Annotated in this window: 22 protein-coding genes and 1 tRNA gene; 9 read left to right on the top strand and 14 right to left on the bottom strand. The window is 60.9% G+C overall.

Annotated elements, in window-relative coordinates; all coding sequences use genetic code 11:
* Window positions 1–299 precede the first annotated feature (299 nt).
* Window positions 300–857, top strand: coding sequence for a hypothetical protein (locus OJI97_RS04505; RefSeq protein WP_297661528.1), 558 nt, complete (start codon window positions 300–302; stop codon window positions 855–857).
* Between the two features lie 6 nt (window positions 858–863).
* Here OJI97_RS04505 and OJI97_RS04500 read toward each other — a convergent pair whose 3' ends face one another.
* The 7 genes from OJI97_RS04500 to OJI97_RS04470 form a co-directional block, all read right to left on the bottom strand.
* Window positions 864–1,067, bottom strand: coding sequence for a hypothetical protein (locus tag OJI97_RS04500; protein ID WP_297661526.1), 204 nt, complete (start codon window positions 1,065–1,067; stop codon window positions 864–866).
* Between the two features lie 112 nt (window positions 1,068–1,179).
* Window positions 1,180–1,404 (bottom strand): hypothetical protein, encoded by a 225-nt coding sequence (locus OJI97_RS04495; RefSeq protein ID WP_297661524.1) that lies wholly within the window; start codon window positions 1,402–1,404, stop codon window positions 1,180–1,182.
* Between the two features lie 12 nt (window positions 1,405–1,416).
* On the bottom strand, window positions 1,417–1,860 hold the full coding sequence (locus OJI97_RS04490; protein WP_297661523.1) for a hypothetical protein: 444 nt from the start codon (window positions 1,858–1,860) through the stop codon (window positions 1,417–1,419).
* Between the two features lie 48 nt (window positions 1,861–1,908).
* Window positions 1,909–2,319 carry a hypothetical protein gene (locus OJI97_RS04485; protein WP_297661522.1) on the bottom strand — a complete coding sequence of 137 codons (411 nt, stop codon included), beginning with the start codon at window positions 2,317–2,319 and terminating at the stop codon, window positions 1,909–1,911.
* Window positions 2,316–2,894: a helix-turn-helix transcriptional regulator gene (locus OJI97_RS04480; RefSeq protein WP_297661520.1), complete on the bottom strand. Its 579-nt coding sequence runs from the start codon at window positions 2,892–2,894 to the stop codon at window positions 2,316–2,318. Before OJI97_RS04480 ends, OJI97_RS04485 begins: the two co-directional genes overlap by 4 nt.
* Window positions 2,895–3,458: 564 nt before the next feature.
* On the bottom strand, window positions 3,459–5,156 hold the full coding sequence (locus tag OJI97_RS04475) for a DUF6119 family protein (RefSeq protein ID WP_297661518.1): 1,698 nt from the start codon (window positions 5,154–5,156) through the stop codon (window positions 3,459–3,461).
* Window positions 5,157–5,542: 386 nt separating this feature from the next.
* Window positions 5,543–6,253, bottom strand: a complete 711-nt coding sequence (locus OJI97_RS04470) for a hypothetical protein (protein WP_297661517.1) — start codon at window positions 6,251–6,253, stop codon at window positions 5,543–5,545.
* A gap of 75 nt (window positions 6,254–6,328) precedes the next feature.
* On the opposite strand from OJI97_RS04470, the gene OJI97_RS04465 reads away from it, so the two are divergent.
* From OJI97_RS04465 to OJI97_RS04445, 6 genes are all read left to right on the top strand, one after another.
* Entirely contained in the window at window positions 6,329–7,528 is a 1,200-nt protein-coding gene (locus tag OJI97_RS04465; protein ID WP_297661515.1) for a CBASS cGAMP synthase, read from the top strand.
* A complete protein-coding gene (locus OJI97_RS04460; protein ID WP_297661513.1) occupies window positions 7,528–9,189 on the top strand; it encodes a ThiF family adenylyltransferase in 1,662 nt (553 codons plus the stop codon). The genes OJI97_RS04465 and OJI97_RS04460 overlap by 1 nt, the downstream gene beginning before the upstream one ends.
* Entirely contained in the window at window positions 9,189–9,650 is a 462-nt protein-coding gene (locus OJI97_RS19010) for a Mov34/MPN/PAD-1 family protein (protein WP_367184749.1), read from the top strand. Before OJI97_RS04460 ends, OJI97_RS19010 begins: the two co-directional genes overlap by 1 nt.
* Window positions 9,651–10,013: 363 nt before the next feature.
* A complete protein-coding gene (locus tag OJI97_RS04455; RefSeq protein ID WP_297661511.1) occupies window positions 10,014–11,141 on the top strand; it encodes a CBASS cGAMP-activated phospholipase in 1,128 nt (375 codons plus the stop codon).
* Window positions 11,142–11,287: 146 nt separating this feature from the next.
* Window positions 11,288–12,106 carry a cyclic GMP-AMP synthase DncV-like nucleotidyltransferase gene (locus tag OJI97_RS04450; protein WP_297661510.1) on the top strand — a complete coding sequence of 273 codons (819 nt, stop codon included), beginning with the start codon at window positions 11,288–11,290 and terminating at the stop codon, window positions 12,104–12,106.
* A gap of 35 nt (window positions 12,107–12,141) precedes the next feature.
* Entirely contained in the window at window positions 12,142–13,716 is a 1,575-nt protein-coding gene (locus OJI97_RS04445) for a protein kinase (protein WP_297661508.1), read from the top strand.
* A gap of 309 nt (window positions 13,717–14,025) precedes the next feature.
* Here the strand turns inward: OJI97_RS04445 and OJI97_RS04440 are convergent, their stop codons facing one another.
* The 6 genes from OJI97_RS04440 to OJI97_RS04415 all read right to left on the bottom strand — a co-directional run bounded on the left by OJI97_RS04440 (window position 14,026) and on the right by OJI97_RS04415 (window position 21,807).
* Window positions 14,026–14,832: a LuxR family transcriptional regulator gene (locus OJI97_RS04440; protein ID WP_297661506.1), complete on the bottom strand. Its 807-nt coding sequence runs from the start codon at window positions 14,830–14,832 to the stop codon at window positions 14,026–14,028.
* Window positions 14,833–15,059: 227 nt separating this feature from the next.
* Window positions 15,060–18,452, bottom strand: coding sequence for a TonB-dependent receptor (locus tag OJI97_RS04435; protein ID WP_297661504.1), 3,393 nt, complete (start codon window positions 18,450–18,452; stop codon window positions 15,060–15,062).
* A 93-nt stretch (window positions 18,453–18,545) separates the two neighbouring features.
* Window positions 18,546–19,607, bottom strand: coding sequence for a FecR family protein (locus tag OJI97_RS04430; protein WP_297661503.1), 1,062 nt, complete (start codon window positions 19,605–19,607; stop codon window positions 18,546–18,548).
* Window positions 19,604–20,116: an RNA polymerase sigma factor gene (locus tag OJI97_RS19005; RefSeq protein WP_367184748.1), complete on the bottom strand. Its 513-nt coding sequence runs from the start codon at window positions 20,114–20,116 to the stop codon at window positions 19,604–19,606. Before OJI97_RS19005 ends, OJI97_RS04430 begins: the two co-directional genes overlap by 4 nt.
* 207 nt (window positions 20,117–20,323) lie before the next feature.
* Entirely contained in the window at window positions 20,324–21,535 is a 1,212-nt protein-coding gene (locus tag OJI97_RS04420) for an integrase arm-type DNA-binding domain-containing protein (protein WP_297661501.1), read from the bottom strand.
* Window positions 21,536–21,733: 198 nt separating this feature from the next.
* Window positions 21,734–21,807, bottom strand: a tRNA-Gly gene (locus OJI97_RS04415).
* 127 nt (window positions 21,808–21,934) lie between these two features.
* Here OJI97_RS04415 and OJI97_RS04410 point away from each other — a divergent pair.
* Together OJI97_RS04410 and OJI97_RS04405 are read left to right on the top strand one after the other, a co-directional pair.
* Entirely contained in the window at window positions 21,935–23,089 is a 1,155-nt protein-coding gene (locus OJI97_RS04410) for an acyl-CoA dehydrogenase family protein (RefSeq protein ID WP_297661500.1), read from the top strand.
* A gap of 13 nt (window positions 23,090–23,102) precedes the next feature.
* Entirely contained in the window at window positions 23,103–24,053 is a 951-nt protein-coding gene (locus OJI97_RS04405; protein WP_297661499.1) for an acyl-CoA dehydrogenase, read from the top strand.
* Here OJI97_RS04405 and OJI97_RS04400 read toward each other — a convergent pair.
* On the bottom strand, window positions 24,050–24,520 hold the full coding sequence (locus OJI97_RS04400) for an Lrp/AsnC family transcriptional regulator (RefSeq protein WP_297661497.1): 471 nt from the start codon (window positions 24,518–24,520) through the stop codon (window positions 24,050–24,052). The two genes, OJI97_RS04405 and OJI97_RS04400, sit on opposite strands and share 4 nt — an antisense overlap.
* Between the last annotated feature and the right edge of the window lie 3 nt (window positions 24,521–24,523).

Raw genomic sequence — 24,523 nt, 5'->3', positions numbered from 1 at the left:
GGCGAATCGCCTACGCAGACCGCCTGCCACGATCGGGTAAAACTGGCCGAAAGCTGGCCCCCCTTGATTCGTCGATTGAAGGAAGCAGACATGCCCGCCGTCAACACAGCCCGCATCGGGTGCCTGAACGATCAGCGACATTACAAAAAGTTCATTTGACGAGCGACATCCGCTTAGCGTGTTAGCGTGGTGAAAACTTCCAAATCGGTTCCAATTCTTCTCCATACTGGATAAAAGAAGGCGGGATTTTTGCTCCGAACTGGGACATCCTTTCCCCTGCCATTTCAGGGGGGATGGATATGGAACAAATGCTTCCGTCCATGGGCGTCCGAACGGCCGACCATGACCCGCGCATCCGGGCACTCGAAACCGAGTTGCAGCGCATAAGCTCGATACTGGATGATATAATGGGCGCGAATGGACGCCGGGATGGCGCCGCGCCGGTGCCGCTGCCGCTGCCGCGCTTTCAGCATCCGACGAGCTATTCGCGGCCGAGCCTGCTTGCTCCGGACGACAAAATGGCAAAGCGCACGCGCGCTAAGCTCGTCCGCCATGAGATCCGGCGGCGGCGGAAGCGCGAGACATGCTGGCCGGCGGATCTGTTCGCCGATCCTGCGTGGGACATGCTACTCGATCTCTATGCGGCGGCTTGCGAGGAAAAGGAGGTCTCGGTCTCCAGTCTCTGCATCGCGGCAGCGGTGCCGGCGACGACGGCGCTGCGCTGGATCAAGACGCTGGTTGCTGACGGCATTCTTCTGCGGCGAGAAGACGCCGATGACCGGCGGCGCATTTTCGTCGGCCTTAGCGACGACGCGTTCGCCCGGATGGAGCGCTATTTCGACGAACTCGAAGATTAGCCGCCGTCAGTTGTTGAAATAGTTCCGCTTCATCTGTTCGATTTCGGCCGACGACGCGGGCTCGCCAAGCCGGTCGTTGAGCGCCTGGATGCAGGCATCGAGCATCGATGCGACCCGGAGCTCGCCGATGCGGTCCAGAACGCCGATCTGCTCGACCAGCGTGTCGCGCACGCCGCGCATCATCGGTGAATGATCGGAGTCCTGGGTCATGTCCGCCGCGCCCCATGCGAAATGCGTCGCCCGCGGGGCGATCCCCAACGGCGAAGCCGCTTAGCAGAAGGCTTCGAAGAGGTGAACCCCTGAATGACTCACCCCATCCCGATCAGGGACAGGGCGGTCCGATGCGAAGCGTATCGCCTTCCAGTTTGGCGTCGACCAGCTTCAGATCGCGCAGGATTGCCGCGATACGTATCACGGTCGAAGCGTGCAAACCCGTCGCGCACGCGATCTCGGTCGAAGTTCGCGTGTTGTCGTCGAGGGCGAGGAGAATAGCCTGGGCCATAAGGCCGAAGACGGGCGGATAGAAGCGGTCGTCGAGATCAGCCATGGCGGTGTCGATCTATTCCAGGGAGGCCGACATCGGCGAACGTCTGGCGGCCTTTGATTTCTGATTGGCCCAGATGGCCGCGAGCAGGATCACGAGCATTTGGGGATACGCCCAAATGCTTTGGCTATCGGCATAAATGCGCGGCAAGATGTCGGGGGCCACGAACTTCGCCAGATTGACCATGCATGGAATGAGCTGAAAGGCCGGCAGGCACAGGGTCCAGTAGAAGTGGCTCTTGAGCGCATGCGCCAGAAAGACAGCGAACGCGACCAGATCGACCAGCGTGAACAGCCAACTGCCGGTGTAGAAGGTTGCTCCCAGCAGCGCCGCCGCCAATGTGAGAAAGGATGCGGCGGTAAGCGTCCATATCGCGATGCGCGGCTCGCGCCATTTGCTGCGTTCGACATAGGCGAGCACTGCGAGCAGTAAAATGAGATAGATGACCGCCCGGATCATAGGTGACGTCCTTCAGGAAGCACGATCAACGATCCGGGCGGGCATAATTCAGGCGGCCCGCTTCTGGTCGGTCTTCGCCACCTCGTCGCTCTCGAGGCAGGCCCCGGTGTCGGGGACACCCTTGGCGAGGCCGCCCACGCCGACGATCACATTGCGCAGTCCGACCTTCGATTTCAGGGCGTCGAGTTCATTGTGGAGCGCCACCAGATCGGTGCGGCTGCCGAACGCCGCAGCGATCGCCCCCTGTAGATGCGTGAAAGCCTTGTCGCCGACGACCGAGGAGAGTTTCGCCGATGCTTGGGCGCTCGGAAGCGAAGCGGCTAGCGCGCCAAGCTTCACGATGGCATTGTCGATCGCCGCTTCGGCTTCATGCACTTCGCGAGCGATCTTATTGGCGATTGCGAGACGTTCTTTAAGCATGCTTCCCCCTGCCTGCGGATCGGTGCAGGCTCCTATCATGGGGACGAGAACATCCTCGAAATGCCGGCCAGTCCGTTCACCAAGGCGCCAAAGGCGATGGCAGTGCCGATCGCGATGGCGAAGATGTAGAAGAGTCGCCTGCCAATCGAAAGCTGGTTCTCGGCTCCCAGGAATTTGGCGAGCGGATGTGAAGGCTCAAGCCATGACCTGCCGCTTCCAGAATCCCTATGGGATACCGGCTCGATGCTGTCCTTCTGCTTGAGATCGCCGGGTCCGTCGCCTTGCCCCGTCGATGCCTCTCTTTTGGCATCGCTATCGGGGCGGGGAAGCTCCGAGCGTTCATATGTCAAATTGGTATTAGCAGGCGTTACGGTAACATCGGGTGCTTCGAGCGGAGCACCGGATAGCATCCGCGCGGCGACAAAGCGCGAGGTCGTGCCGAGCTTCGCGCAGGCGGCTTTCAATCGTGCATCGACCGTATGCCGCGAAATTCCCAGCTTTCTCGCGATTTCTTTTGATTGCAAATGCTCGGCGACCAGTTCGAGACAGGCTCTCTCACCTGACGTCAATTGATCGAGCGCCGTTCCGCCCCCGCTTTCGCGATTGTCCGTCATCTGATCTACCCACCGCCCCGGACACTCATAATGACGCCTTTGGAAGGCTTCAATCAAGCTTTGGTTTACGCTGCGGAAACCAATTCTTCCGAGTCAAGCATCGCTGAGCTCCCGGATGGGATTGTCCTGGGGGCGCAGCTCGAGCGAATCCTTCTTGTCACTTGGGCCGTGCCGATCTGATCGAGGCGGGCCGCGATAGCGCGCCAGTGCTCGACCCCGGCTATCTCGCCGGCGCTTGTGAGCGTGCGAACGTGCTCGGCGATTAAACGCCAAAGTGATCGGCGCAAAGCTTGCGGGTCTCGACGAAGGCACCGCGACGGAAAAAACAGCTACGGGCGCTTCGAATTAATCATCGCGCGGCCGCAGCAATGCAAAATGGCCCCGTCGACAGGCGGGCCGTCGTTTAGATCGCAGCGCAGTGGACTTGGCCGATTGAAGACGGTCGGCTTTTAAAGCCGAATTCTAAATAGCTGACACTCCGCTGACCGGTGATCTCTCGGCAGCGAGCTCTTCCTCGGGCGTATATTCGTCCATCATGATGTTATTGATGGCCTGACTTTACCGTCAGGGCAACGTTGAGGCGTGGATCTTTTCGATAAGATGGACCTCGACCGTAAAGCCCATCAGCTCAATGCGTCGCGCCGCCGCCCGGAGACTGACTTTGCTAAAAAAGGGAAGGCCGAGTTTTTTCGAATGCTTGTAGCGATGCCGCATGATTCCGTAGACGACCTTGAAATCCGTCGGAACTGGCTTGGTTCGCCCATCGGGAAGGATGGTCTCGAACCCTTTTTTCTTTGCCTTCGTCTGCCGCTTGATCGCGCTATCGCGCATCGATTTGCGAAACACTTCGTCTCGGACGAATGCTTCGGCCGAGACTACACCTTGTGACCACAGATGGCTGATCGGGGCTGAGCCGTGACCGTCCTTTAGATGAATGAATTCCTTGCTCTTGGACAGGAAGTCGCATGGCTCGAGGTTGGCTCCGCCCGCGCCGAACGGAGAAGCTTTCACCTTGTCGAGATTGAGGAAATGAGCGTGCTTGTCTAGCTCCGCGATCAAATCCTGTTCATTGGCACTTGTTGTAGATGCAATGATCGGAGTGCTAGCAAGAATCCGGGTGAAATCAGTTTCGACCTCGGTATGATATTTGGTGTCAATCGCGTACCATTCGCCGGCGAAAAGAACGTGCGTGACCTTGTCGAGATCAGTTTCGAAAATGAAACAATCATATAGGCGGCGGGCTTGCTCCTTGTTGCCTTGACCATTCTTGACCAGCCGGACCTCGTGTCCCCGCAAATCGGCGATGCTCTTGAGCTCCTCCGGCTTTCCGGCCTTGAGCTCGGCGACATAATCTTCGATGGCGAGCTCGCCGAACCCCTTCTTTTTTCCGGGGTTGAGCCCCTTGCCAAAATAGCCGATTTCATAGACGGCTTCCGGATCAATGATATCCGGCATCATTAGGTGGAGGTCTGACGATTTACCATCGAGCAAAGTTTCGACGGCCTCGAAGATGCGCTCGTCGAGCTTTGCGATGCAATCGTTGTCGCGGACCGGCGTGATATGGTCGATGAAACCGTAGTCCTTCTTGTAATCAGTTGCAGTGAAGAGTGAGAGTGCCTTCGCGCATTTTGCGATGAGGCCGGCAGGCGTAAGGTTCGCCGTCAGTGTCAGGGCGTCCTTCCCTGCAAGTGAGCGGGCAAAACTCGCATCTGTCGGCGCACCGCCGGCGAGGCGAAATAACTCTTGTTGCGTGTCAATACCAAACTCGCGGAGATCGGATTTTCGGCTTGCCTGATAGCGCTTCTGAAACGTCGTTGCGTCGAGCGTGGCAACATCGATATTGCGCAAATCCTCGCGCGCGATCGAGTTGAGCGCAACCCGTAATCCGAAATTGCGCTCGATGGCGTCGGGATCGAGCGCATGGTGTCCGCCGCCAAATGCCAGTGCAAAGATACGTGTTACCGCTGGCACCGTAGTCGCAACGGAGGCGTCGGCTGGGATTTGCGCCGCGCTGCCGCCGGTCAATGACGGTGCGACAGACGCGCTATCAGGGATTTCCAGAAACAGGAGCGCCGAACAACTACGGTTCGAAAGCTCGAGTGGTCCGTTGGACGAAAAGGCATTCACGAAGCCCAGCCACGTGGGCTCTTTACTAACCGTTTGTTCGGAAAACAGCCGTCCAACTGTTGCTTCATGTTCGATCAGCGAGCGTGTCGCGCGTATTGCATCGTCGATGCTCTTCGTTCTTTTGAGCAGCCGCAAGGACAAAGTGACAGACGGCGGTGTTACCGCGGCAATCGCAGAAGCACTTATGGCCAATCTCGCCTCCCCCTAATTCCCTTCAAATCCCTGCGCGCTTCATAGCTGAAAATTGCTCTTTCGGAGCAATATTTTTATTGGATCGTTACTCCTATTCGGTCCGGATTGGTGCTATCGAACTTCAGGTTTTCGCGCGGAGAGATCTGAATGGCCGCCGTCCGGCGCATTCGCCGAACCGTGGTTCGGCTTAATTAGATTGGTTCGAGGTCGGCGGCTTTCTTGCAAAGCGTGGCTGGTACGGATTAGTAGCTTTCAGTTGCAACTAACGAAATCGGCCATCCGCATGCGCAGTAAGATAGGGAAAAGCTGCATCAGCCTTCTAACGCGCTTTAACGAGCCGGGAGGTTTCTGGCTGCATTGGCGCGTCGGTAACGTATCTTGCCCGCGGTATTGAGACCGCGATGCCACATGCGCTCGGTCCAAAACAATCCTGCGAGAATGTCGGACCGCGGATCATATTCGACGCGCGCAGCGCCGTAAAAATAGCGCTCGTCCGATTGCCCCGCTGTCTCGTTCTCCTGCTCGAAGAAATAGTAGAGACCGCCGCGTTTCAGGCCGTCCCCGCGAAAAGGATCGACTGATACGACTTCGGAGCGCCGGATCGGTGTATTGCCCGCCGGGTTTTCGAGGACGATCTCAAACTTGAACCAGGTCTGGACAATTTCCGCCTTGAGATGGACGGCCATGAGAGGCGCCAGGTCGCAGTCGGGGCAAAGATCGATGTCGAACTTCTCGGTCCGCCTCGCGGCAGCATCGGCCAATTGCCGATGAATCGAATGGTTCGACACGATCTCGACGTCCCACTCGCCGTTGAGATCAGGAAATATCCAACGGCCCAGCGCTGGAACTCTTCTCCACACCCAGCGCCAGACCGGATTGATCAGAAGAGCCGAGATAAGCAGCCAACCAAGCGTGATCGCGGACGAGAGCCGCAGCTCCGCCTGCAGCCACTGTGCGATCGAATTGATTCCGAGATACACTCCCAGAATCAGCCAGGCGATGATCGTATAGAGCAGCTTGTGCGGAATGATCCTGTACATTCGATTCACCATAGTTGAATTCGCGGCGGGTGATACCCATATTAGAACAAAAGGTGACTTCCTTGGGGGGAATCCATGACAAAAACGCTCGCCAATGCCCATGCACTTTTCTGCGGTCTGAAGCTCGAGGCGAGCTATCTCGCACGCCTCGATATCGGCGACACCGCTCGCGCCGATCTCATGGCAGCCCGCGCCAAGGCGCGCGCTGCGCTCAAACTTGCGGCCGATAAAATCCGGTTCGAGGACCGATATTGGCGCGACGAATGGCATTCCGCGGCGCGGCGTGCGATGCGCGGCCCTGTCGAGGTCAAGTTCATGACCCAGGGCAGCTTCGCCTACAAGACGATTAACGACCCGCCGCAGTGGCGGCAGGAGATCGATCTGGACGATGGCATGTATGTACCCGTCGAATTTCTCGACAGCGGCGAACCAGCACTTGTCGCGAAGCTACTCTTCGATTTTGTCGTCGAAACACTGAAGCCGGTGGCGAGGGCCGAGGGCTGGACCGGGGTTGAGAGCAAACCCAATTGCGTGCGGGTCAAGCTCTGGCCGGGGGCCCATCTCGACATTCCGATCTACTCGGTGCCGCGGGAACGCTTCGCCCAGATCAAGGAAGCCGCTACGGCGAGCTTTGCCTCGGCACTGAACCGCACAATGATGCTCGACAGCTACCGCTTGCCGTCGGACAAGATCATGCTTGCGCGCGAGGACGGCAGCTGGATCCAATCCGATCCTCAGAGGCTTCAGGATTGGGTAGATGGCCGCGTCGATCAATACGGTCCGGTCTTCCGCCGCCTCTGCCGCTTCTTCAAAGGCTGGCGCGATTATGAATGGCTCGACTGCGGGCTGAGCTCGCTCTGCCTAATGCGCGCAGTCGATGTCGCGCTCCAGCAATATTGCAACGAGCAAGGCGCACTTCCCGGCGAGGAGCGGGACGATTTCCTGATCCTAGAAGTCGCGCGGCGGCTCCCTGATATTCTGGCTGGGGAGGTTCGGAACCCGGTGCTCGTCGATGCCTGCCTAAACAGCTGGAGCGACGACATGCGCCGTGACATTGTCGCGCGGTCCAATCAGCTGAAGGACCGGATGATTGCCGCACTCGAACGCACCGGCGATGCTACCGAAGTCGTGCGAAAACTGCGTGCAATCTTTGGCGAACGCGTTCCTTTCCGTCCGGATGCCGTAAAAATCGCCGGGCCGCAGATTGCTGCCGTGGTCCATGCGCAGCCGGCGCGCAATCCCGCACCTGCAGTCATCGCTTCGACCTCGGGCTGATGAAGCCCGCCGCCGCGCGCGCCGAAATACATGCGACGCTGGTTGCTCGCGGCTTCACGATCGCCGACGGTTCCTGTCCAACCTTTGCCGGCGCCATTCGCGTCCACGGTAAGAAGGTCGATGTCCTTCTCGAAGTCCCCGACACGAGGCTAATTGAGCGCCCCCGTGTTCACCTCGTCGATCGCACGCAGATTGACCCGGAGGTCCTCGCGCATGTCGAGGTCGATACCGGTATCTGCTATGCGTCCGGTGCGGGCCTGCCGCTCGACAATATGCGACCGGGAGAGGCGATCCTGCGCATCCTGGCCGAAGCTGCGACGACGCTCGAAAGATCGTTCAAGGGCCGCGGCGCTGAGGAGGCGGCTGACGAGTATCAGCAATATTGGCATGCGGAGCGACATGCCTGGTCGCTTGTCCCGCGCCTAGGTCGCGCAGGCACGCGAACGCTTGACCTTTACAAGGCAAGCCGGTCCGACCGGAAGATCACCATCATTTCCGAAAGCAACATGATCAGCGGATGGGAGGCCGGCGCGCCGGTTCGAGGCGTCTACATCGTCGACACGGACGGCCGCGTAGGGCCGGGCGCGACGCTTGAGCAACCCAAGGACCTCGCGACCCTGCGCACATGGTGGGTGGCGCAAGCAGCCCTTGGCCATGTCCACTGGCAAACGATCGAGCAGAAGCTCCTCGCTGACGAGCTGTGTTTCGTTTTCGCCGCGAACGCGATGATCGGGTTTCGTATTCCGCCGCCCCGGTCGATCTCTAGCGGCGTCAAGGGCGGCCGGATCAGAGAGGCAGCAATTCCAAGGATGATGCAATTGGTGAAGGACAAGCTAGGTTTGCAGCGCTGGTCTGCGAGCGACTGCAGTCTCAAGCGGATCACATCGCGCAACGTTCCGAAACTCGCCGGTCTCACGGGCAAGAAGGTCGGCCTCGTCGGATGCGGGACGATCGGGAGCCATCTTGCGCGCATGATGATGCAATCAGGCGCAGGGTCGGATCAGCCACTCTATCTTTTCGACAATGATCATGTGGCGCCGGGCAACCTCGGCCGCCACCTGCTCAATCTCGAGAACCTCGGCCAGAACAAGGCACAAGCGCTCGCGGCGGAACTGCAACGTTTTCATCCCTCAGTCCAAATCAAGGCGGTCGATGCCGACGCGGTCGCGAGCTGGCTGCTCCTCAAGAATTGCGACATCATCGTAGACGCGACTGGTGATTGGAATGTTCAGACAAATCTAAACGAGCTGTTCCTAGAGGATCGCGGCCTCCATCTGACCGCGCTGCTTCATAGCTGGGTGTTCGCGAACGGTGCCGGCGTCCAGAGCTTCCTCAATCTCGGTGATGACAAGGCCTGCTTTCGCTGCCTCAAGCCGGAATTCGACGGGAAATGGCGCTACCCCGCGGCACAACACGACGTAGAAACCGAGTTCACGCCCGCCACCTGCGGTGACGGCACGTACGCCGCATTTAGCGTCGATGCGCCCGTGATGGCGGCCGCTCTTGCCAATCGTGCCATTCTCGATTGGGCGCGTGGCCAACCCGGGCAGCGCTTGCGCACTGTAGCTGTCGACTTGGTCGAAGGCCGAAGCCACAAGCCGGTCTCCCCCGAGCCTGCCGCCAATTGTCCGGCGTGCGCGGCGTTGCGAGCCTCGCGGTAATGCGCATCCTCGTTCCGAATTCTATCCTAGAAGATATCAAACAACGAGCACGTAACCCACGCGTGCGCTGCGAGTCCGGGGGACTCTTGCTCGGCTTTCGCAAAGCCGACGCAATTCAGGTTACGCGCCTCACCTATCCCTCGCGTTGGGACAAGGCGACGCCCCTCCTCTTCATGCGCTCGGCTCTTGGGCATCGCATGACCGCACTCCGCGCTTGGAAGGCCTCGGGAGGGACGGTCGATTGGGTTGGCGAGTGGCACACCCATCCTTTCGCTTCATCCAATCCATCCTCGGTCGATCTGCGGAGCTGGCGAAAGCTCGCGAAACATAGCCGGCGGCCCATGGCTTTCATGATCGCGGGCGGCAGCGACCTTTTCGCTGGCGTCCAATCGCCAAATGGAGTGAGCCCCACTCGCCTTACTTCACTGGAGCGGGACGAAAGCTACGAGCTATTCGGCTGACACTGGCTCCCGCGTGGAATACCGAACATCGAAACCACATGGCGTACCAATTACCTTGGCCAATAAATATTCGTTCCCTTGGGCGTAAGACAAATCGAATCTACGGCATTTACTTCTGGATGTCATTCTGATCGCGCCCGCCTCAACACCTGATGGTACAAGGTCGGCTTCTTTATCAACTCAATGCTCTCCCAGCGCGCGAATTTGAAACTTGAAACCAGCAGCCAGTCACATGTCAGCCGTTACCGTGGCCCGTAGGCACTTTCGCTTCTTATAAGGTGGTAAGCTTCGATTCCGCGTATCCCCTTTTCCTGCGTTTCTATCTCAGTATAGTCATGACGCGATGATTTATGGGGGAAATCGGTGAATTCGACTGAGCCGTTCCGCGCGTTATGCCTTGATGGCGGGGGCATGCGTGGAGTCTACACCGCGACATATTTGAATGGTCTAGCCGAAATCTTCGGAACGCGGCGCGACGATGGCCCGCTCGACATTGGATCGGCATTTGACCTGATTTGCGGAACCAGCACCGGCGCGATTGTCGCGAGCGCGCTAGCATGCGGCGTGCCGATGGAGCGGGTCGTCGAATTGTACGAAAAGAATGGCCTGAAGATTTTCCCAACCCGCGTTCCCAAGTCGGCGGGATTCGCTCTAATCAAAGATCTGCTGTTTCGTTCGCATTACATCCGCGAAGGGAGCTCCGCTCTGGCTGCGGCACTTGAACTGGAGCTGGGCAACGTGACCTTTGCCGAGCTTTATTCAACTCGAAAGATCGCGCTCGCTATCCCGTCAGTGTCGGTTGCGAACCATCGTAGCTGGGTCTTCAAGACGCCCCACCATCCCAACACCAGTCATCGCGATGATCAGGTCACGTTAGTCGATGCATGCTTGGCATCGACCGCAGCGCCAGTCTTCAGGTCCATTGCCATGATCAAGAACACCGTCACCGGGGCATCAGCCGAGCAAGCCTTTGTTGATGGTGGCCTCTGGGCGAATAATCCGGTGTTGGTCGCCCTCATCGAAGCTCTTGAGTTAGCGCAAGGCGACCAGAGCATCGAAATCTTCTGCCTCGGAACAGTGCCGGTCCCTGCCGGTGAACATGTTACTTCAAACGACGTGAACCGAGGCCTTTTAGGGTGGGGTTTCGGAAGCAAAGCCGCCAGCCTGTCGATAGATGCACAACAGTTTGCTTATGACAATATGGCCCGAATGCTTACAAAGCATATCCGGCGCGAATGCCGCATCTATCGCTTTCCCGCCGCATCGGCCCCAGCCAGTCTTCTTCCGTTCCTAGACCTCGACGATGGCCGCCCAGAAGCTGTCGCGGCGCTGCAAAAACAGGCGGGTTCCGACGCCAATATGACCAATGCCGCGTGCGACGACCCCCTCAATGATGTCGGGCAAGCCATCTGCAGGTTGTTTAACAGCACTCGGATGCGCGCCGTGAATTCTGCGGCGCGCAATGACGTCAGTCGGATGGACGCACTATGATTGGCGGCCTTCCACGACGTGTTGTAAATTGCCACGCCGACTTGATTGCCTACCATAGCTTTGCTGTAGCCCTCCCTCGCCCCGTCTACGGGGAGCTTCGTGCCAAGCGTGACACAGTTCGCCAGCGAATCAAGCGGCGACTTTACATGATGGATATGCCCCAGCCGGTGATGTTCCGCGCTCAGGGTAGCGTGGTTATGGAGACGATCACAAGCGGAGGATATTATGGAAGCTTCGATATCGACGACGGAATATACTTTTCTCGGAATGCCCTGAAAGGCCCGCAAGGTGGAGATATGAGCGCTTTGGCCGCTCGCCAGCTTGTCTGGGAGGCTGCCTATTCAGAACAATTCGCCTATCCCCCGGAATACCGTCCAAATTGCGTCCGCGTCTATTATGCGGCCGGCTATCATGTGGATTTTGCTGTTTACAGGCTGACCGGCAGCATCTTTGGCGGACGGACTATCGAACTGGCATCAAGCTATTGGAAACCCTCCAATCCCGCCGCAGTGACCGACTGGTTCCGGGAAGCCAGCCTGAAAAGTCCAGGCTGGGGCGCGAACCGCCAGCTTACTCGAATGGTTCGCTATCTTAAGGTCTGGTGTCAGTCGCGCTCGGCCTGGCAGGGATACATGCCAAGTGGCTTCGCGCTCACCAAGCTTGTAGCTGAATGCTACCGTGTTTACCCGGAAAGGGACGACCGGGCACTACTCCACTTAGTGTGGGCGCTCGGCGAACGGCTCGAGTGGGATAGCACGGTCAAGCACCCCGTAATGCGCGATGAATATCTCTACGGCCCCGGTCGCGACGCGAAGGCGAGGTTTCTTCGTGATCGCATCATCGAGGCGCGTGTGCGATTGCGACCCGTTTTTCATAGCGCCAATCGGCAAGACGCGAGAAGCTGCTGGGATAGCTTTTTCAATGAAGATTATTTTCGCAGCCGACCCACAGTCTCTTTCATTTAGGAGCGTGACGTCTGTCAGCTTGGTTGAGAATCTACATGGCACGTAAAGGAAATTTCAAAACCCGAACGGGTTCGAAGGTGGGAGCCTGGCGACTAGTGCGGCGGCTTGGCGAGGGGGGAAACGGAGAGGTGTGGGAAGCCCAGCAGCAGGGGCAGACTCCGATCGCTATTAAATTCTTGAAGAGGACCGGCCCTACAGCCCTTGCTAGGTTTGACGCAGAAACCGCAGCGCTAAAATTAGCCGAAACGATCGCCGGGGTAGTGCCGTTGCTTGATCGTGGAACGGCAGTAACGCATGGTCGGGAAGTTCCGTGGTTCTCAATGCCGCTTGCGAAGCGCTTCAATACGTTGCTCGGCCAACACTCAGCCCGCGAAATTGTCCAAGAGTTCGTCAAGCTCGCAGGTACGCTGGCCGCTCTCCACAAGCTCGAGATATTCCACCGCGACATAAAGCCCGAGAATATACTCGTTCTCGGCGAACGGCTCTGTTTCTCCGATTTCGGACTGGTGAAGTTCCCTACGCGAACAGATTTAACACCCGCTCGGCAGGATGTCGGGCCAAAATTCACAATGGCGCCAGAGATGCGCCGGGCCGCAGCCGCGGCCGCAGGAGGTCCCGTCGATGTCTACTCTCTAGCAAAGACGCTTTGGATTGCCCTTTCAGGCGAGAAGCTAGGGTTTGATGGCCAATATTCTTCGGCAGGCAATCTGGCGCTCGCGCGCTATTGGCCGGATGAGCATATGACTCCCCTTGATGAGCTGCTCAGCGAATGTACCGATAATGATCCGAAAGTCAGGCCGAGCGCTGAGGCCCTTTGCAACAGGCTTGCCGACTGGGTTCGGATGTCCGAGAACTTCGATAGAAGAAATCTAAGCGAGTGGACCGAGATACAGAACCGTCTCTTCCCGAGCGGCGCGCCGCAGTCGGCAACATGGACCGATATTGACAGCATCTGCTCAGTTCTTCGCCTCGCCGGTCAGAACGAGTCGCTCAACCATATGTTCTTCCCCGATGGAGGGGGCATGACGATGTCAGGTGTCTCAAGATCGGCGGACGCCGAGCTAATTGAGCTCAAAACCGGATTCCTGACGATCCTAAAGCCATTGAAACTGACCTTTGAATCCTTCGCCGCAGGATCGCAGTGGAATTATTTTCGGCTAGAAGCCACGCCCTTGGCGGCTACCGGAACCGAGGGTGCCTATGTTCGCGAAAGCGGGTATTCGGAAGAAGTATGGGAGCTTTCGCCGGGCAGATATGCCGGCCTCGACGCTTGGGACGATGGCGAGTTTCTTGATGACCCTGACGCACATGGCGCACGTAGATTACATAGGATGCTGAAGGGAAGCTTCGTCATCTTCAGTACATCGTCACCCTACAACCGAACGAGCAGTACCTACGATGCTCGACACGAAAAGATGTCAGAAATAGACTTCAGGGAATACATGCAAAAGCAGGCGAACCGGGCGCTGGAGCGTCGGCGCGAAGGCACCGAGGCTGAAGAAAAGCTCGCCGCCGCCCTGGCAGCCCGCACGGGACCGTTAGCCAGATCGAACGAGCGCTTCGCCCTCGCCAAGGACGAGCCTCCACGTGCCCCGCTATCACGTCGGTGAGGCCCAGGCAGCTTTTGGATCGGCACAATGTCGAGATAGGCCACGCAAATTTCAATCGACCAGAAGTTTCTCCCGGCCATAATTAGCGCCGGTGCCAAGGCAGCGCCTAGATCCAGCGCGCAACCTTCGGCCATCGATGCGGCGCAAACGTCCGCTTTCGGCTTCTGCACTGTAGTAAGGCAAACGGCCGACATCGGGCGCAAACCTGACGAAATTCGCCATGCCTTTCAGCTCAACGCCCGCCCCGCCCGCCCCCCAGGTAAGGGCGGCGGCAGGCCGTTGCCGGGCGCCTGATCGGCGACCGCGTTCTTACCCTGCCAGGTGGCGGTATTGACGTGGGGCGATTTCGTGGAGGCCGATTTCGCCGTCGAGGATGGCGGCGATGACGAGTTGGGTGCGGTTGTGGACCTCGTAACGCCCGCAGGCGGCTTCGATGTAGGATTTGATCGTCGCTGGGGTCAGGCCGAGGATGGTGGCGATGTCGGTGTTGCTTTTGCCCTGACCGGCGAGGATGGCGCATTCGCGTTGGCGGCGTTGCAGGCCGGGGGTGCGAACTCTGCGTGGGCGACCGCCGACGAGGCGGCGGGCTTTCTGGAAGGCGAAGCTGCCGACGATCTGGGCGGCGGCGATGTGACGTTGCGCAACATCGGGCGTGCGAGGCGAGCAAAAGTTGCAGGAACCGCTGCGCTCACCCAGCACGACGGCGGGGACGGTGAGGCCGTGAACGACGCCGTGCCGCGCGCCGCGTTCGAGGAATCGGTGGTGGCGCGGGTCGAGGTCGATCAGGTCGGCGAGTTCGCACCATGCGAAGCAGGCGTTGGCGGCGATGCAGGCGTGAACGACCGGATCGTCGCGATGATAGAGGCCGCCGAAATAGGCCGCGGCATAGTCGGGCGGATAATTGTTCATGTTGATGAGGCCGGGCGAGGCGGCGCGGTGATCGTCGTGATGGATCATCGCATAGTGACGGAAGCCCAATTCCCGCGCCGCAGCTTCGAGCAGCCGTTCAACGTCGGCGAGGCTGGCCGCCCGCTGGATTTCAGCGAGGAACGCCTCGCCGAAACTCAGCGTGCCCGCGTCCAGACCTTTGTTTGGCAGAAAGTCGCCGTCTTGCATCCTTTCACCTCCAGCTTGCCATCGGGGCGGAGCATCATGTTGGCCCCTTCGCTGCCGGACAAATGAGGCCGCCGCCCGATGCCGGGACTGGCGGGACGGCGGCCGAGTTATCCCTCAGGGGAGAGGGAGTGCGAGAGACTGTTGTTCGGTCCAAAAAACCGGGCCGATGCTTGCTCGGGAGCAAGCGGGCATCGGCCCAAGGTTGTTCCCCCAGTGGAGAGAGGACCCTAGAATTTCTTGGCGATGCTGAACCCGATGATGCGCGGGTCGAGCGTGAACACGTTGGTGGTCAGGCCCGAGTCATCACTGTTCAGGAAGGCATCGGTGATCGGCGTCGAATTGAAGACATTCTTCACATAAGCCTCAATGGACAGGTCGTCGGGGCCATCGATGCGGAGCGAAATGTTGAAGTTCGTCCAGTCGCGGAGCCGGTCGTAGGGGTTGAGATTGTAAACCCGCGCCCAGCTTTTCGCCTGCCAATAGCCGTCGCCGCGGACCGTGGCGCTCCACCCATCCTGAAACGGGATGGTGTATTCGGCGCCGACATTCACCGTCCAGTGCGGTGAATTCGGCAACTCTTTGCCGCCAAGGTCGGTGTAAAAGCCCGCGCCGCCATTGATTTCGGGGTAATTGGCGACATCATAGAGCGCACCCGTTCGCGGGTCATTCAGGAAGCCGCCAAGACCCGCGCCGAGGAATCCACCGACGCCCCCGCACATATCATAATTAAAAGCTATATCGGGTTGCACCTGAAGCCACTGCTCCGCGACATGCACGGGAACAACGCAGTTGGACGGAAGCTGGACCCACGGCTTGGTTACGACGTAGTCGGGGTTGCCGAGCGTCCGGTTCATCGGGTCGATCGACTTCATGCCCTTGCCGATGCGCGTCCGGAGATAGCCGACATTGGCGTTAAGGCGCAGTCGATCAACCGGCTCGAACAGCGCGGACAGTTCGGCGCCCCAGACCTTGGCATCGAAATTCTCGTTGACCGCTGTGCGGTCGCGAATCTGCGACACCTGATAATTTTTATAGTCGTAATAGAAGGCCCCAGCGTTGAGCGTCAGGCGACCGCCCATCAGCGTGTTCTTCATCCCGATCTCGAAGGCGTTGACGAATTCGGGCTTGAAGGTCGCGCCGTAATTGACGGCTGTCAGTTCCAGCGGAGGGTCACGATAAGATCCGGATAAGGTGAAGAGGTCGAGAAATGCCTGGGTGACATAGCCCATCTCGACCCATTGCTCGCTGGTGGCAAATCCCGGGGTCGGCGGATTGATCCCTCCCGCCTTGTAGCCGCGGCTGTAGAAGGCATAGAGCAAGCTGTCGTCGGTAAAGGCCAGATCGGGCTGCCAGTCGACGCCGAACCGGCCCGTGAACTCGCCGCCCTTGACGACGACGTCGCCGGCCGTCGGATAGCCGGTGCCGACAAGGCCGCCTCCTACCAAGGTGGGGGTAAGCAGCAACTGGCTGGGGACCAAGGTAAAGCGTTTGCTATCATGGGTATAGCGCAGCCCCGCGGTCAGCTTCAGGTCGGGATTGATGCTGTAATAGGCTTCGCCGAAGGCCGCATAGCTTTTGAGCCTGTAGGGATTCGAGCTGCGGAAATAATTATGCCCGTCACCGTTGATGCTCTCAACCGGATTGGGGTCGATATAGGGGCAGAAGCTATCCTTGATGGGCAGGTGCAATCCACCGTTTGCACCGGCGGTAAGCCAGGAATTGGTATCGCATTCGGTTTGCGTGCCGGTGCTGTTGAACGGCGGCAGCATGGCGATTGCTGTGAGCACGTTGCTCATTACATAATAGTCGTTCTGCGTCCTGAACTTGGTGTAATTGCCGCCGATGCTGAAGTTGAACGGACCGTCAAAGCTGGATTGCAGCCGAATCTCCTGAGAGATTTGTCTGGAATGTGCCGAGGAGATGTCGAATACGCCGAGCCGGTCCGAACAGCCGATCTGCGGATCGCAGAAGATGCCGCCGGGCGACATCCCCCGCCACGGGCTCGGCGTGCCACCTTGGCCGTTACCGTTGACGCCTACCAGCCACTGCGAGGAATCCCGGAATATAGGGACTGTGTTGAAGCGGTTATAGTCCTGAAAGCTATAGACCGAATCCCACGACACCGCCGATTGGGAGGAGAAGGTCAGGCCATCGGTCAGATCGATATCGAGGTTCAGTTCCAATATGTCGGAACTCGCATGATAGCGCGGGTCGCGGATCGACGCGACTTCCCGCAAATCGCGCGACTGCATCATGCCGCCATAAGGATCGACAAGCGGGTCTATGGCGAACCCGCCGGTGCCGCCGAACGGATCGCCCGGCAGGCTGTTGCGGTTGAAGGTGGCCTGCGCGATATTGAGGCCCGCCACATAGGCCAAGGCAAGGCCATTGGGCGTTCCAAAGGCACCGTCGTCATAGAGGCTTCCCGCCTTGCAACCGGTGCTGAAAAGAGCAGCTCGCTGAAAACGCAGCTGACTAGACAGACCAGTGGTTATTCCGGTGTCGGTCGGCGTCGATCCGATCATTTCGGGGCTGTCGTCGCGATGGCAAAGCTGCTTGCCGGTGCGCGAGCGGTTGTCCTTTTCGCGGAACCGCTCCCAGATGAAATTGCCACGCACCAGATTGTTCTCGAACCCCAGCGTGGTGCGAAGCGACCAGAGGTCGCGCCCGTTGATCCGGTTGTTCGTGATGGAGTTATAATCATAGCCGTCGCGATCGGTCATCGACCCGGCGACGCGGAGGCCGAAATGGTCGGGAACGATCGGAATATTGAGCATACCGACCATGCGGCGGCTGTTGAAATTTCCGACCTCGCCCTTGATATTGCCCTCGAAGCGATCGAGCTTCGGCTTCGCCGAGATCAGGTTGATGACGCCGCCGGTCGCATTGCGGCCATATAACGTGCCTTGTGGTCCGCGCAGCACCTCCAGCCGTTCGAGGTCGAAGAACTCCTGCTCGAAAAAGCGGTTGGTGATGAGGCCGCTGTTGTTGAAGCTGACCGCAACGCCGGGATCGGTCGAGGCCGAAATCGCCTTGGTCCCGATGCCGCGGATCGAGACGTTGTAGCTGGTGAAGTTCGATTTGGAGAAAGTCAGGTTCGGCACCGCGCGCATGATGTCGGAACCGCTTTCGATCTTCTGCTCGCCCAAATCCTCTTGAGACAGCGCGGTCATCGCGATCGGCACGTCCTGAATGGACTCGACGCGCTTCTGCGCGGTGACGACGATCTCGTTGGCGCGGTAGCCATCGCCATCGGCCGTCGAACTGGGCTCGATCCTGTCGTCCCCTGAGCGCGGAGACACCACGAACGTGGTTGCATTGACCTGGCGCGCAGAGAATCCCGTGCCGGTCAGCAGGCGGTCGAGCGCCTCTTCCGGCGTCAATTGCCCTTGCACGGCCCGCGATTTTGCCCCGGTCAGCCGCGCCGGATCGAACATCACCGACCGGCCGCTTTGCCGTCCGAACTGTTCGAGCGCCCGTGCGGCGTCCTGCGCCGGAATGTCGAACGGCTTGCGCTCCGCCGTCTGCGCGATGGCCGGTGAAAGCGGCAGGACCAGCGCGGCGAGCGACGCGCCGCTCAATGCCGCGGCTGCCAGTCTGCGACTCAGATGATTGTGCATATTCATACCCCTCCCTTGCGGGGCTGTTGAGCGCCCCTCGCTAAACAAGACGAGGAGATTTCAGAGCTCCGAACGGCCGAAGGCAGAATTCAATCAGTTTGGCTCCGCCCCCGCCCGCCAGAGCAGCCGCACGGTCCCGGCGCTCTCCGGCTTGCTTTCCACCGGATAGAGCGCCTCGATCGCCGCCAGGAAGTCCTTGCGGTCCGCAGTCGGGAAGACGCCGGAGACCTTGAGCGCGCCGACGCGGGGATCGTCCACGACGAGCTGGACGGTCGAATAGCGGTTCACCTCGCGCACCGCGTCGCTCACGCTATCGTCGCGAAAGATCAGGATGCCCCGGTTCCAGGCCGTGTCGCGCTCGACGTCGCCCGACGATACGACCGCTTCTCCCGCAGCGGGCGCGACAAGCTGCTGGCCCGGCGACAGATCGGTGCGGGCGAGGTTGGGCAGGATGCGCGCCAGCCCCGCGCGCGCGACCGGATCGACCCGGACCCGCCCCTCGACCAGCAGCACCTTCACCTGACCGTTCGCGTCGAGCCGGACATCGAAGGCCGTGCCGAGTGCCGTGACCTGCCGGTTTCCCGCGCGCACGATGAACGGGCGATTTTCGTTATGAGCGACATGGAACATCGCCTGACCCTGCAACAGCCGGATTTCGCGGCGCTCGGGCGCGCCATAATCGACCTCAACGAGGGACGCGGTGTTCAGCGAGACCCGCGACCCGTCCGGCAGCATGACGTCGCGGCGTTCACCGATGGCGGTGGCATATCGGTGGACGCTTTCGACCTTGGCGATGTCGGTTGGCGCCACAGGACTGTCGACACGGCCGGCGATCCCGGTGAAGGCAAGGACGAGGCTTGCCGCGATGGCGGCGCCCAGGAACCATCGGCCCAGCGCCGGCCTCCGCGCCTGCTGCACCTTGTCGAGCGCGGCCTGACGCATCGCCCGGACCTCGGGCATGGTCGCATAGGCGCCGACGCGGTCGATGCGCCGGTCGATCTCGTTCCAGGCGCGCGCATTCTCCTCGTCCTTCAGCCAGGCGAGGAAGTCCGCGTCCTCGGCGAAGCGCGCTGGATCGAGCTGGCGGCGCGTCGCCCACCAGATGGCGGCATCTTCGGGCCGCTGGGGCGGCCGTTCGGCTCTGAGCAGTCTCATGGTATCTGCTCCCTTAGATGCGCCAGCACGCGGCTGATATCCTTTTCGATCTGTCGTTGCGAGAGGCCGAGCGCGGCGGCGATCTCGCGCCCGCTCATTTCTTCGAAGCGATTGAGGATGAAGACCATGCGGGGCCTTTCCGGCAGCATATCCATCGCCTCGACGAAGCGCTGATAGTTCTCGCGGCCCATCGCTTCGCGTTCGGGAGAGATTTCGTCGATGAGCCGCCCGGACGGATCGGCAAAGCCTTCAAGGCCGATATCGGGGCGAACCTGCTCGCGCCGGAAACGATCGCGCAGCAGGTTCGCGGCGACCTGGAACACATAGCCTTCGACATTCTCGACCGGATCGTCGTTGGCGCGCTGCGAGAGCCGGGTGAACACATCCTGCGTCAAATCCTCCGCTTCGGCCGCATCGCCGATGCGGCGAAGGAAGAAAGCGTGAACCGCATTCTTGTAGCGAAGCGCAATCGCCGCGATATCGCGCCGCCCGTCCTGTTCCCGTCGCATCTTCATGTCCGTTATTCATATCATAAGACGGACGATCTGGCGGGTTCCGAACGGGCCTGGCCCGTCTCGGTGAATAAACCTGTCCGCTCGCGCAGTAGCGCCCCCAACGCGGCCATCAGCTTCACGCGCGCGCCCGCCTCGGCTAAATTGTACGATGCGCTGCGACGACTCTTCCGATTGCCGGGTGAAAGTTTTTGAAAAATCCCGCTAACGGGGCTTCTTTCCCTTCGCGCGCAGCTCGTCGAGGTGATTGCTCCACCATTGCGCCATCTTCACGCGCTCCTTCCAATGCGTGCCGCGATGATAGGCGGCGCGGACCCGGTCGGTGTCGCCGTGCGCCAGCGCGCGCTCGATCGCGTCGGGCGACCATAGGCCGGATTCGTTGAGCAAGGTGCTCGCCATCGCCCGGAAGCCATGTCCCGTCATTTCGTCGCTCGCATAGCCGAGGCGGCGCAGCGCGGCGTTGAGCGTGTTGTCCGACATCGGGCGCTTGCGGCTGCGAATCGACGGGAAGGCATAGCCGCTGTTGCCCGAAAACATTTGCAGCGACCGGAATAGCTCGATCACCTGAAGCGACAGCGGGACATGGTGGGGTTTTCGCATCTTCGTCTTTTCCGCCGGGATCGTCCATACAGCGGCCTCAAGGTCGATTTCGCCCCATTCGGCGTGCCGCAGTTCGCCGGGCCGAACGAAAACATGCGGGGCGATCTGCAAGGCGAGCTTGGTCACGACATGCCCCTCATAATCGTCGATCGCGAGCAGGAGTTCGCCGACCTCCTTGGGATCGATGACCGCGCCATAGTGCGTCACCTTGGGCACGATGAGCGCGCCCCGCAAATCGCGCGTCGGGTCCGAATCCAATCGGACGGTGGCGACGGCATAGCGAAACACACCGCTGGCGAGTTGCAGCGTCCGGCGCGCGCTTTCGTGATTGCCCTTGGCCTCGATCTTGCGGATGGCGGCGAGAACATCGGCAGGCCCGATGTCGGTGACGGGCAGGCGGCCAATGGAAATGCTGAGCTGCGAAAGCAGGTATTCACTGCGTTTCGCGGTGGCGGGCGCCCAGGCGCGCGCGCCGTCGCGCCGCCGCTTGCGGCAATATTCGTCGGCGATGGCGGCAAAGGTGTTGGCTGCCTCCATGAACGCGCGGTGCTTTTCGAGCTGCTTTTCGCGGGCGGGGTCGCGGCCATGGGCAATCATCTGGCGCGCCTCATCGCGGCGGCGGCGCGCTTCGCTCAAGCTGATGTCGGGATAGATGCCCAGCGCGAGCTTCTTCTCGCGCCGGAGCACCCGATATTTGAAGCGCCAAAGCTTTCCGCCGCTCGGTTGAACCAGCAGGAAGAGGCCGAGCGAGTCGCCCATCTTATAGGATTTTTCTCGGGGCTTGGCGTTGCGGATCGCGACATCTGAAAGCGGCATGGTTCAAGCCTTTCCACCGAGTGGCCCCCACGCTGGGGGCTACTCGAATTGAAGCCCGACGCTAAAATTGGCAAAATGGCCCCCAAACACGCTCGGATGCTGTCGGATCGTGCTGGATATCGTCGGAGAATGAAAGGCAATATACCGCAGTTTTCTGTGGCTTTCAAAGGCAAACTCGGACAATGTCGGATGAGGTTCTGGAGCGGGTGAAGGGAATCGAACCCTCGTCGTAAGCTTGGGAAGCTTCTGCTCTACCATTGAGCTACACCCGCGCGCTGTCCGGCCTTTGCCGCCTTGTGCCGCGCCGGTCAATCCTTCGTTGCTCTCACAAAAACCAGCTTGTGATGGCAGGCTGGGCACAATAGCGACATGGGACCGACAGAAGGGGAAAGGACGCCGGTGTTCGATACGCTCAGCCTCGCCAGCCTGCCGCCCGCCGACGAGGCGATCCGGCCGGCGATTCGCGCGCTCGCGGCCGAAGCCGCCTCGGCCGCGGGTGCCGATCGCCGCGTCCGCTCGTGGCAGGGCTATGATCCGGAGTTCAGCCGCCGCCTTGGCGAAGCGGGCTTCCTCGGCCTCACTCTGCCCAAGCGTTATGGCGGGCACGAGCGCGGGCCGTTCGCGCGCTTCGTCGTCGTCGAGGAATTGCTTGGCGTCGGCGCGCCGGTCGCGGCGCACTGGATCGCCGACCGGCAGAGCGCACCGCTGATCCTCAATTTCGGGAGCGAAGCGCAGCGCGAATATTATCTGCCGCGCATCGCGCGCGGCGAAATCTTCTTCTGCATCGGAATGAGCGAGCCGGGGTCGGGCTCCGACCTTGCGAGCGTGCGAACGCGCGCCGAGCGGACCGAAACCGGCTGGCGCGTCAACGGGCAGAAGATCTGGACCTCGGGCGCGCCGCACTGCGACTATATGATCGCGCTGCTCCGCACCTCGGGCAGCCCCGAAGACCGCCACGCCGGCTTGTCGCAGCTCATCATCGACCTCAAGGCGCCGGGCATCACCATCCGCCCGATCCGCGATCTCGCCGGCGACGAACATTTCGCCGAAGTCTTCTTCGAGGATGTCGACCTGCCCGCCGACGCGCTGATCGGCGAAGAGGGCGAGGGGTGGAAACAGGTCACCGCCGAACTCGCCTTCGAGCGCAGCGGGCCCGAGCGAATCTATTCGAGCGTCGTGCTGCTCGACGCGTGGATCGCGCATTTGCAACGCACGGGCCGCCGCGACGATTCGGCGACGCTGGCGCTCGTCGGCGATTTTACCGCGCGGCTCGGCGTGCTGCGCGCGATGTCGATCGCCTGCACCGCGCGGCTCGCGGCGGGCGAAAGCCCGGTGACCGAGGCGTCGCTGGTCAAGGATCTCGGCACCGCATTCGAGCAGCAATTGCCGGTCGCGATCGGCGACGATCTGGCGGCGCATCCCGATGAGCCGGTCGATGCGGAGCTCTATCGCGCCCTGCTCTACGTCACCCACGTCGCGCCGAGCTTTTCGCTGCGCGGCGGGACGCGCGAGATATTGCGCGGCATCATCGCGCGCGGGATGGGGCTTCGGTAAGGGGATTGGGATAATGGGCGAATTTCTCCTGCCCTTCGAACGGATGCTGGAAAGCCTGTCGCCGCCCGCGACGGTGCGCGCGGTCGAGGCGGGCGGCAGCGCCGATGCGCTGTGGGACGGTCTTGCCGCATCGGGTTTCCTCGATGCGCTGGTTCCCGAGGAGCGCGGCGGCGCGGGCCTGCCGCTCGCCGAGGCCGGCGCGCTGTGGCAGGCGCTCGGGCGCCACGCCGTGCCGCTGCCGGTCGGCGAGACGATGCTCGCGCGGGCGCTGCTGGACGACGCCCCCGCGGGCCCGATCGCGCTCGCGACCGCGAAGCCGGGGGCCGGGATCGTCGTGCCCTTCGGCCGCGTCGCGCGCCATGTCCTGCTCGACATCGACGGAACGCTTCATCTGGTTGAGGCGGCGGGCGAGCCGACGGGCGTGCCGGGTAGCCTCGCCGCGCGGATGCGCTGGGATGCGGTTCCGGCGGCCAGCATCGGCGCCGCTCCCGCGGGCGGGCTGCGCGCGCTCGCCGCGATCCTTCGCGCCGCGCTGATCGCGGGCGCCGCCGACCGGCTGACGGCGATGACCGCCGCCTATGCCGGCGAGCGCGTCCAGTTCGGCAAGCCGATCGGCAAGCAGCAGGCGCTCCAGCAGCAGATGGCGGTGATGGCCGAGGATATGGTCGCGTGCCGCATCGCGGCGCAGCTCGGCTGCGCGGGCGCGTTCCCGCCGAGCCTTGCCGCCGCCGCGACCGCCAAATCGGTGACGAGCGCCGCCGCCGTCCGCCTCGCCGCGACCGCGCACGCGGTCCACGGCGCGATCGGGATCAGCGAGGAATATGACCTCCAGCTCTATACCCGCCGCCTCCACGAAGGACGATTGGCCGACGGGTCGGAAAGCTATTGGAACCGCCTGCTCGGCACCGCGCGCCTCGGCGATCCGCGCGGGTCGGTCGATTATGTGCGCGAAGCCTTCGCCTAGCGCGCCGACTCCAGGATCGTCTCCATCGCGACGAAGGTCGAGGTGCTCGCGACATGCGGCAGGCTCGAAATCTTCTCGCCGAGCACGATGCGGTAGCGGCGGATGTCGGGGGTGCGGACCTTGAGCAGATAGTCGAAGCTGCTCGCGATCATATGGCATTCCTCGACCTCGGGAATCCGGCGCACCGCGGCGTTGAATTGCCGCAGCGCCTCCTCGCGCGTGTCCGACAATTTTACTTCGGCGAAGGCGACATGGTCGAGACCGACCTTCGCCGGATCGACGATCGCGCGAAAGCCGGTGATCAGCCCGCTCTCGACCAGCCGCTTGACCCGCTGCTGACACGGCGTCTTCGACAACCCGACGCGCTGCGCGAGGTCGGTGTAGGTGATCCGCCCGTCGCGTCCCAATATGCTCACTATCTTGCGATCGAACTCGTCCAGTTCGACTATAGATCGGTCATTTTTCATATG

This window comes from Sphingopyxis sp., from assembly GCF_025869345.1.
In the GTDB taxonomy this organism is placed as follows: domain Bacteria; phylum Pseudomonadota; class Alphaproteobacteria; order Sphingomonadales; family Sphingomonadaceae; genus Sphingopyxis.
This window is presented reverse-complemented; position numbering and strand designations above follow the sequence as displayed.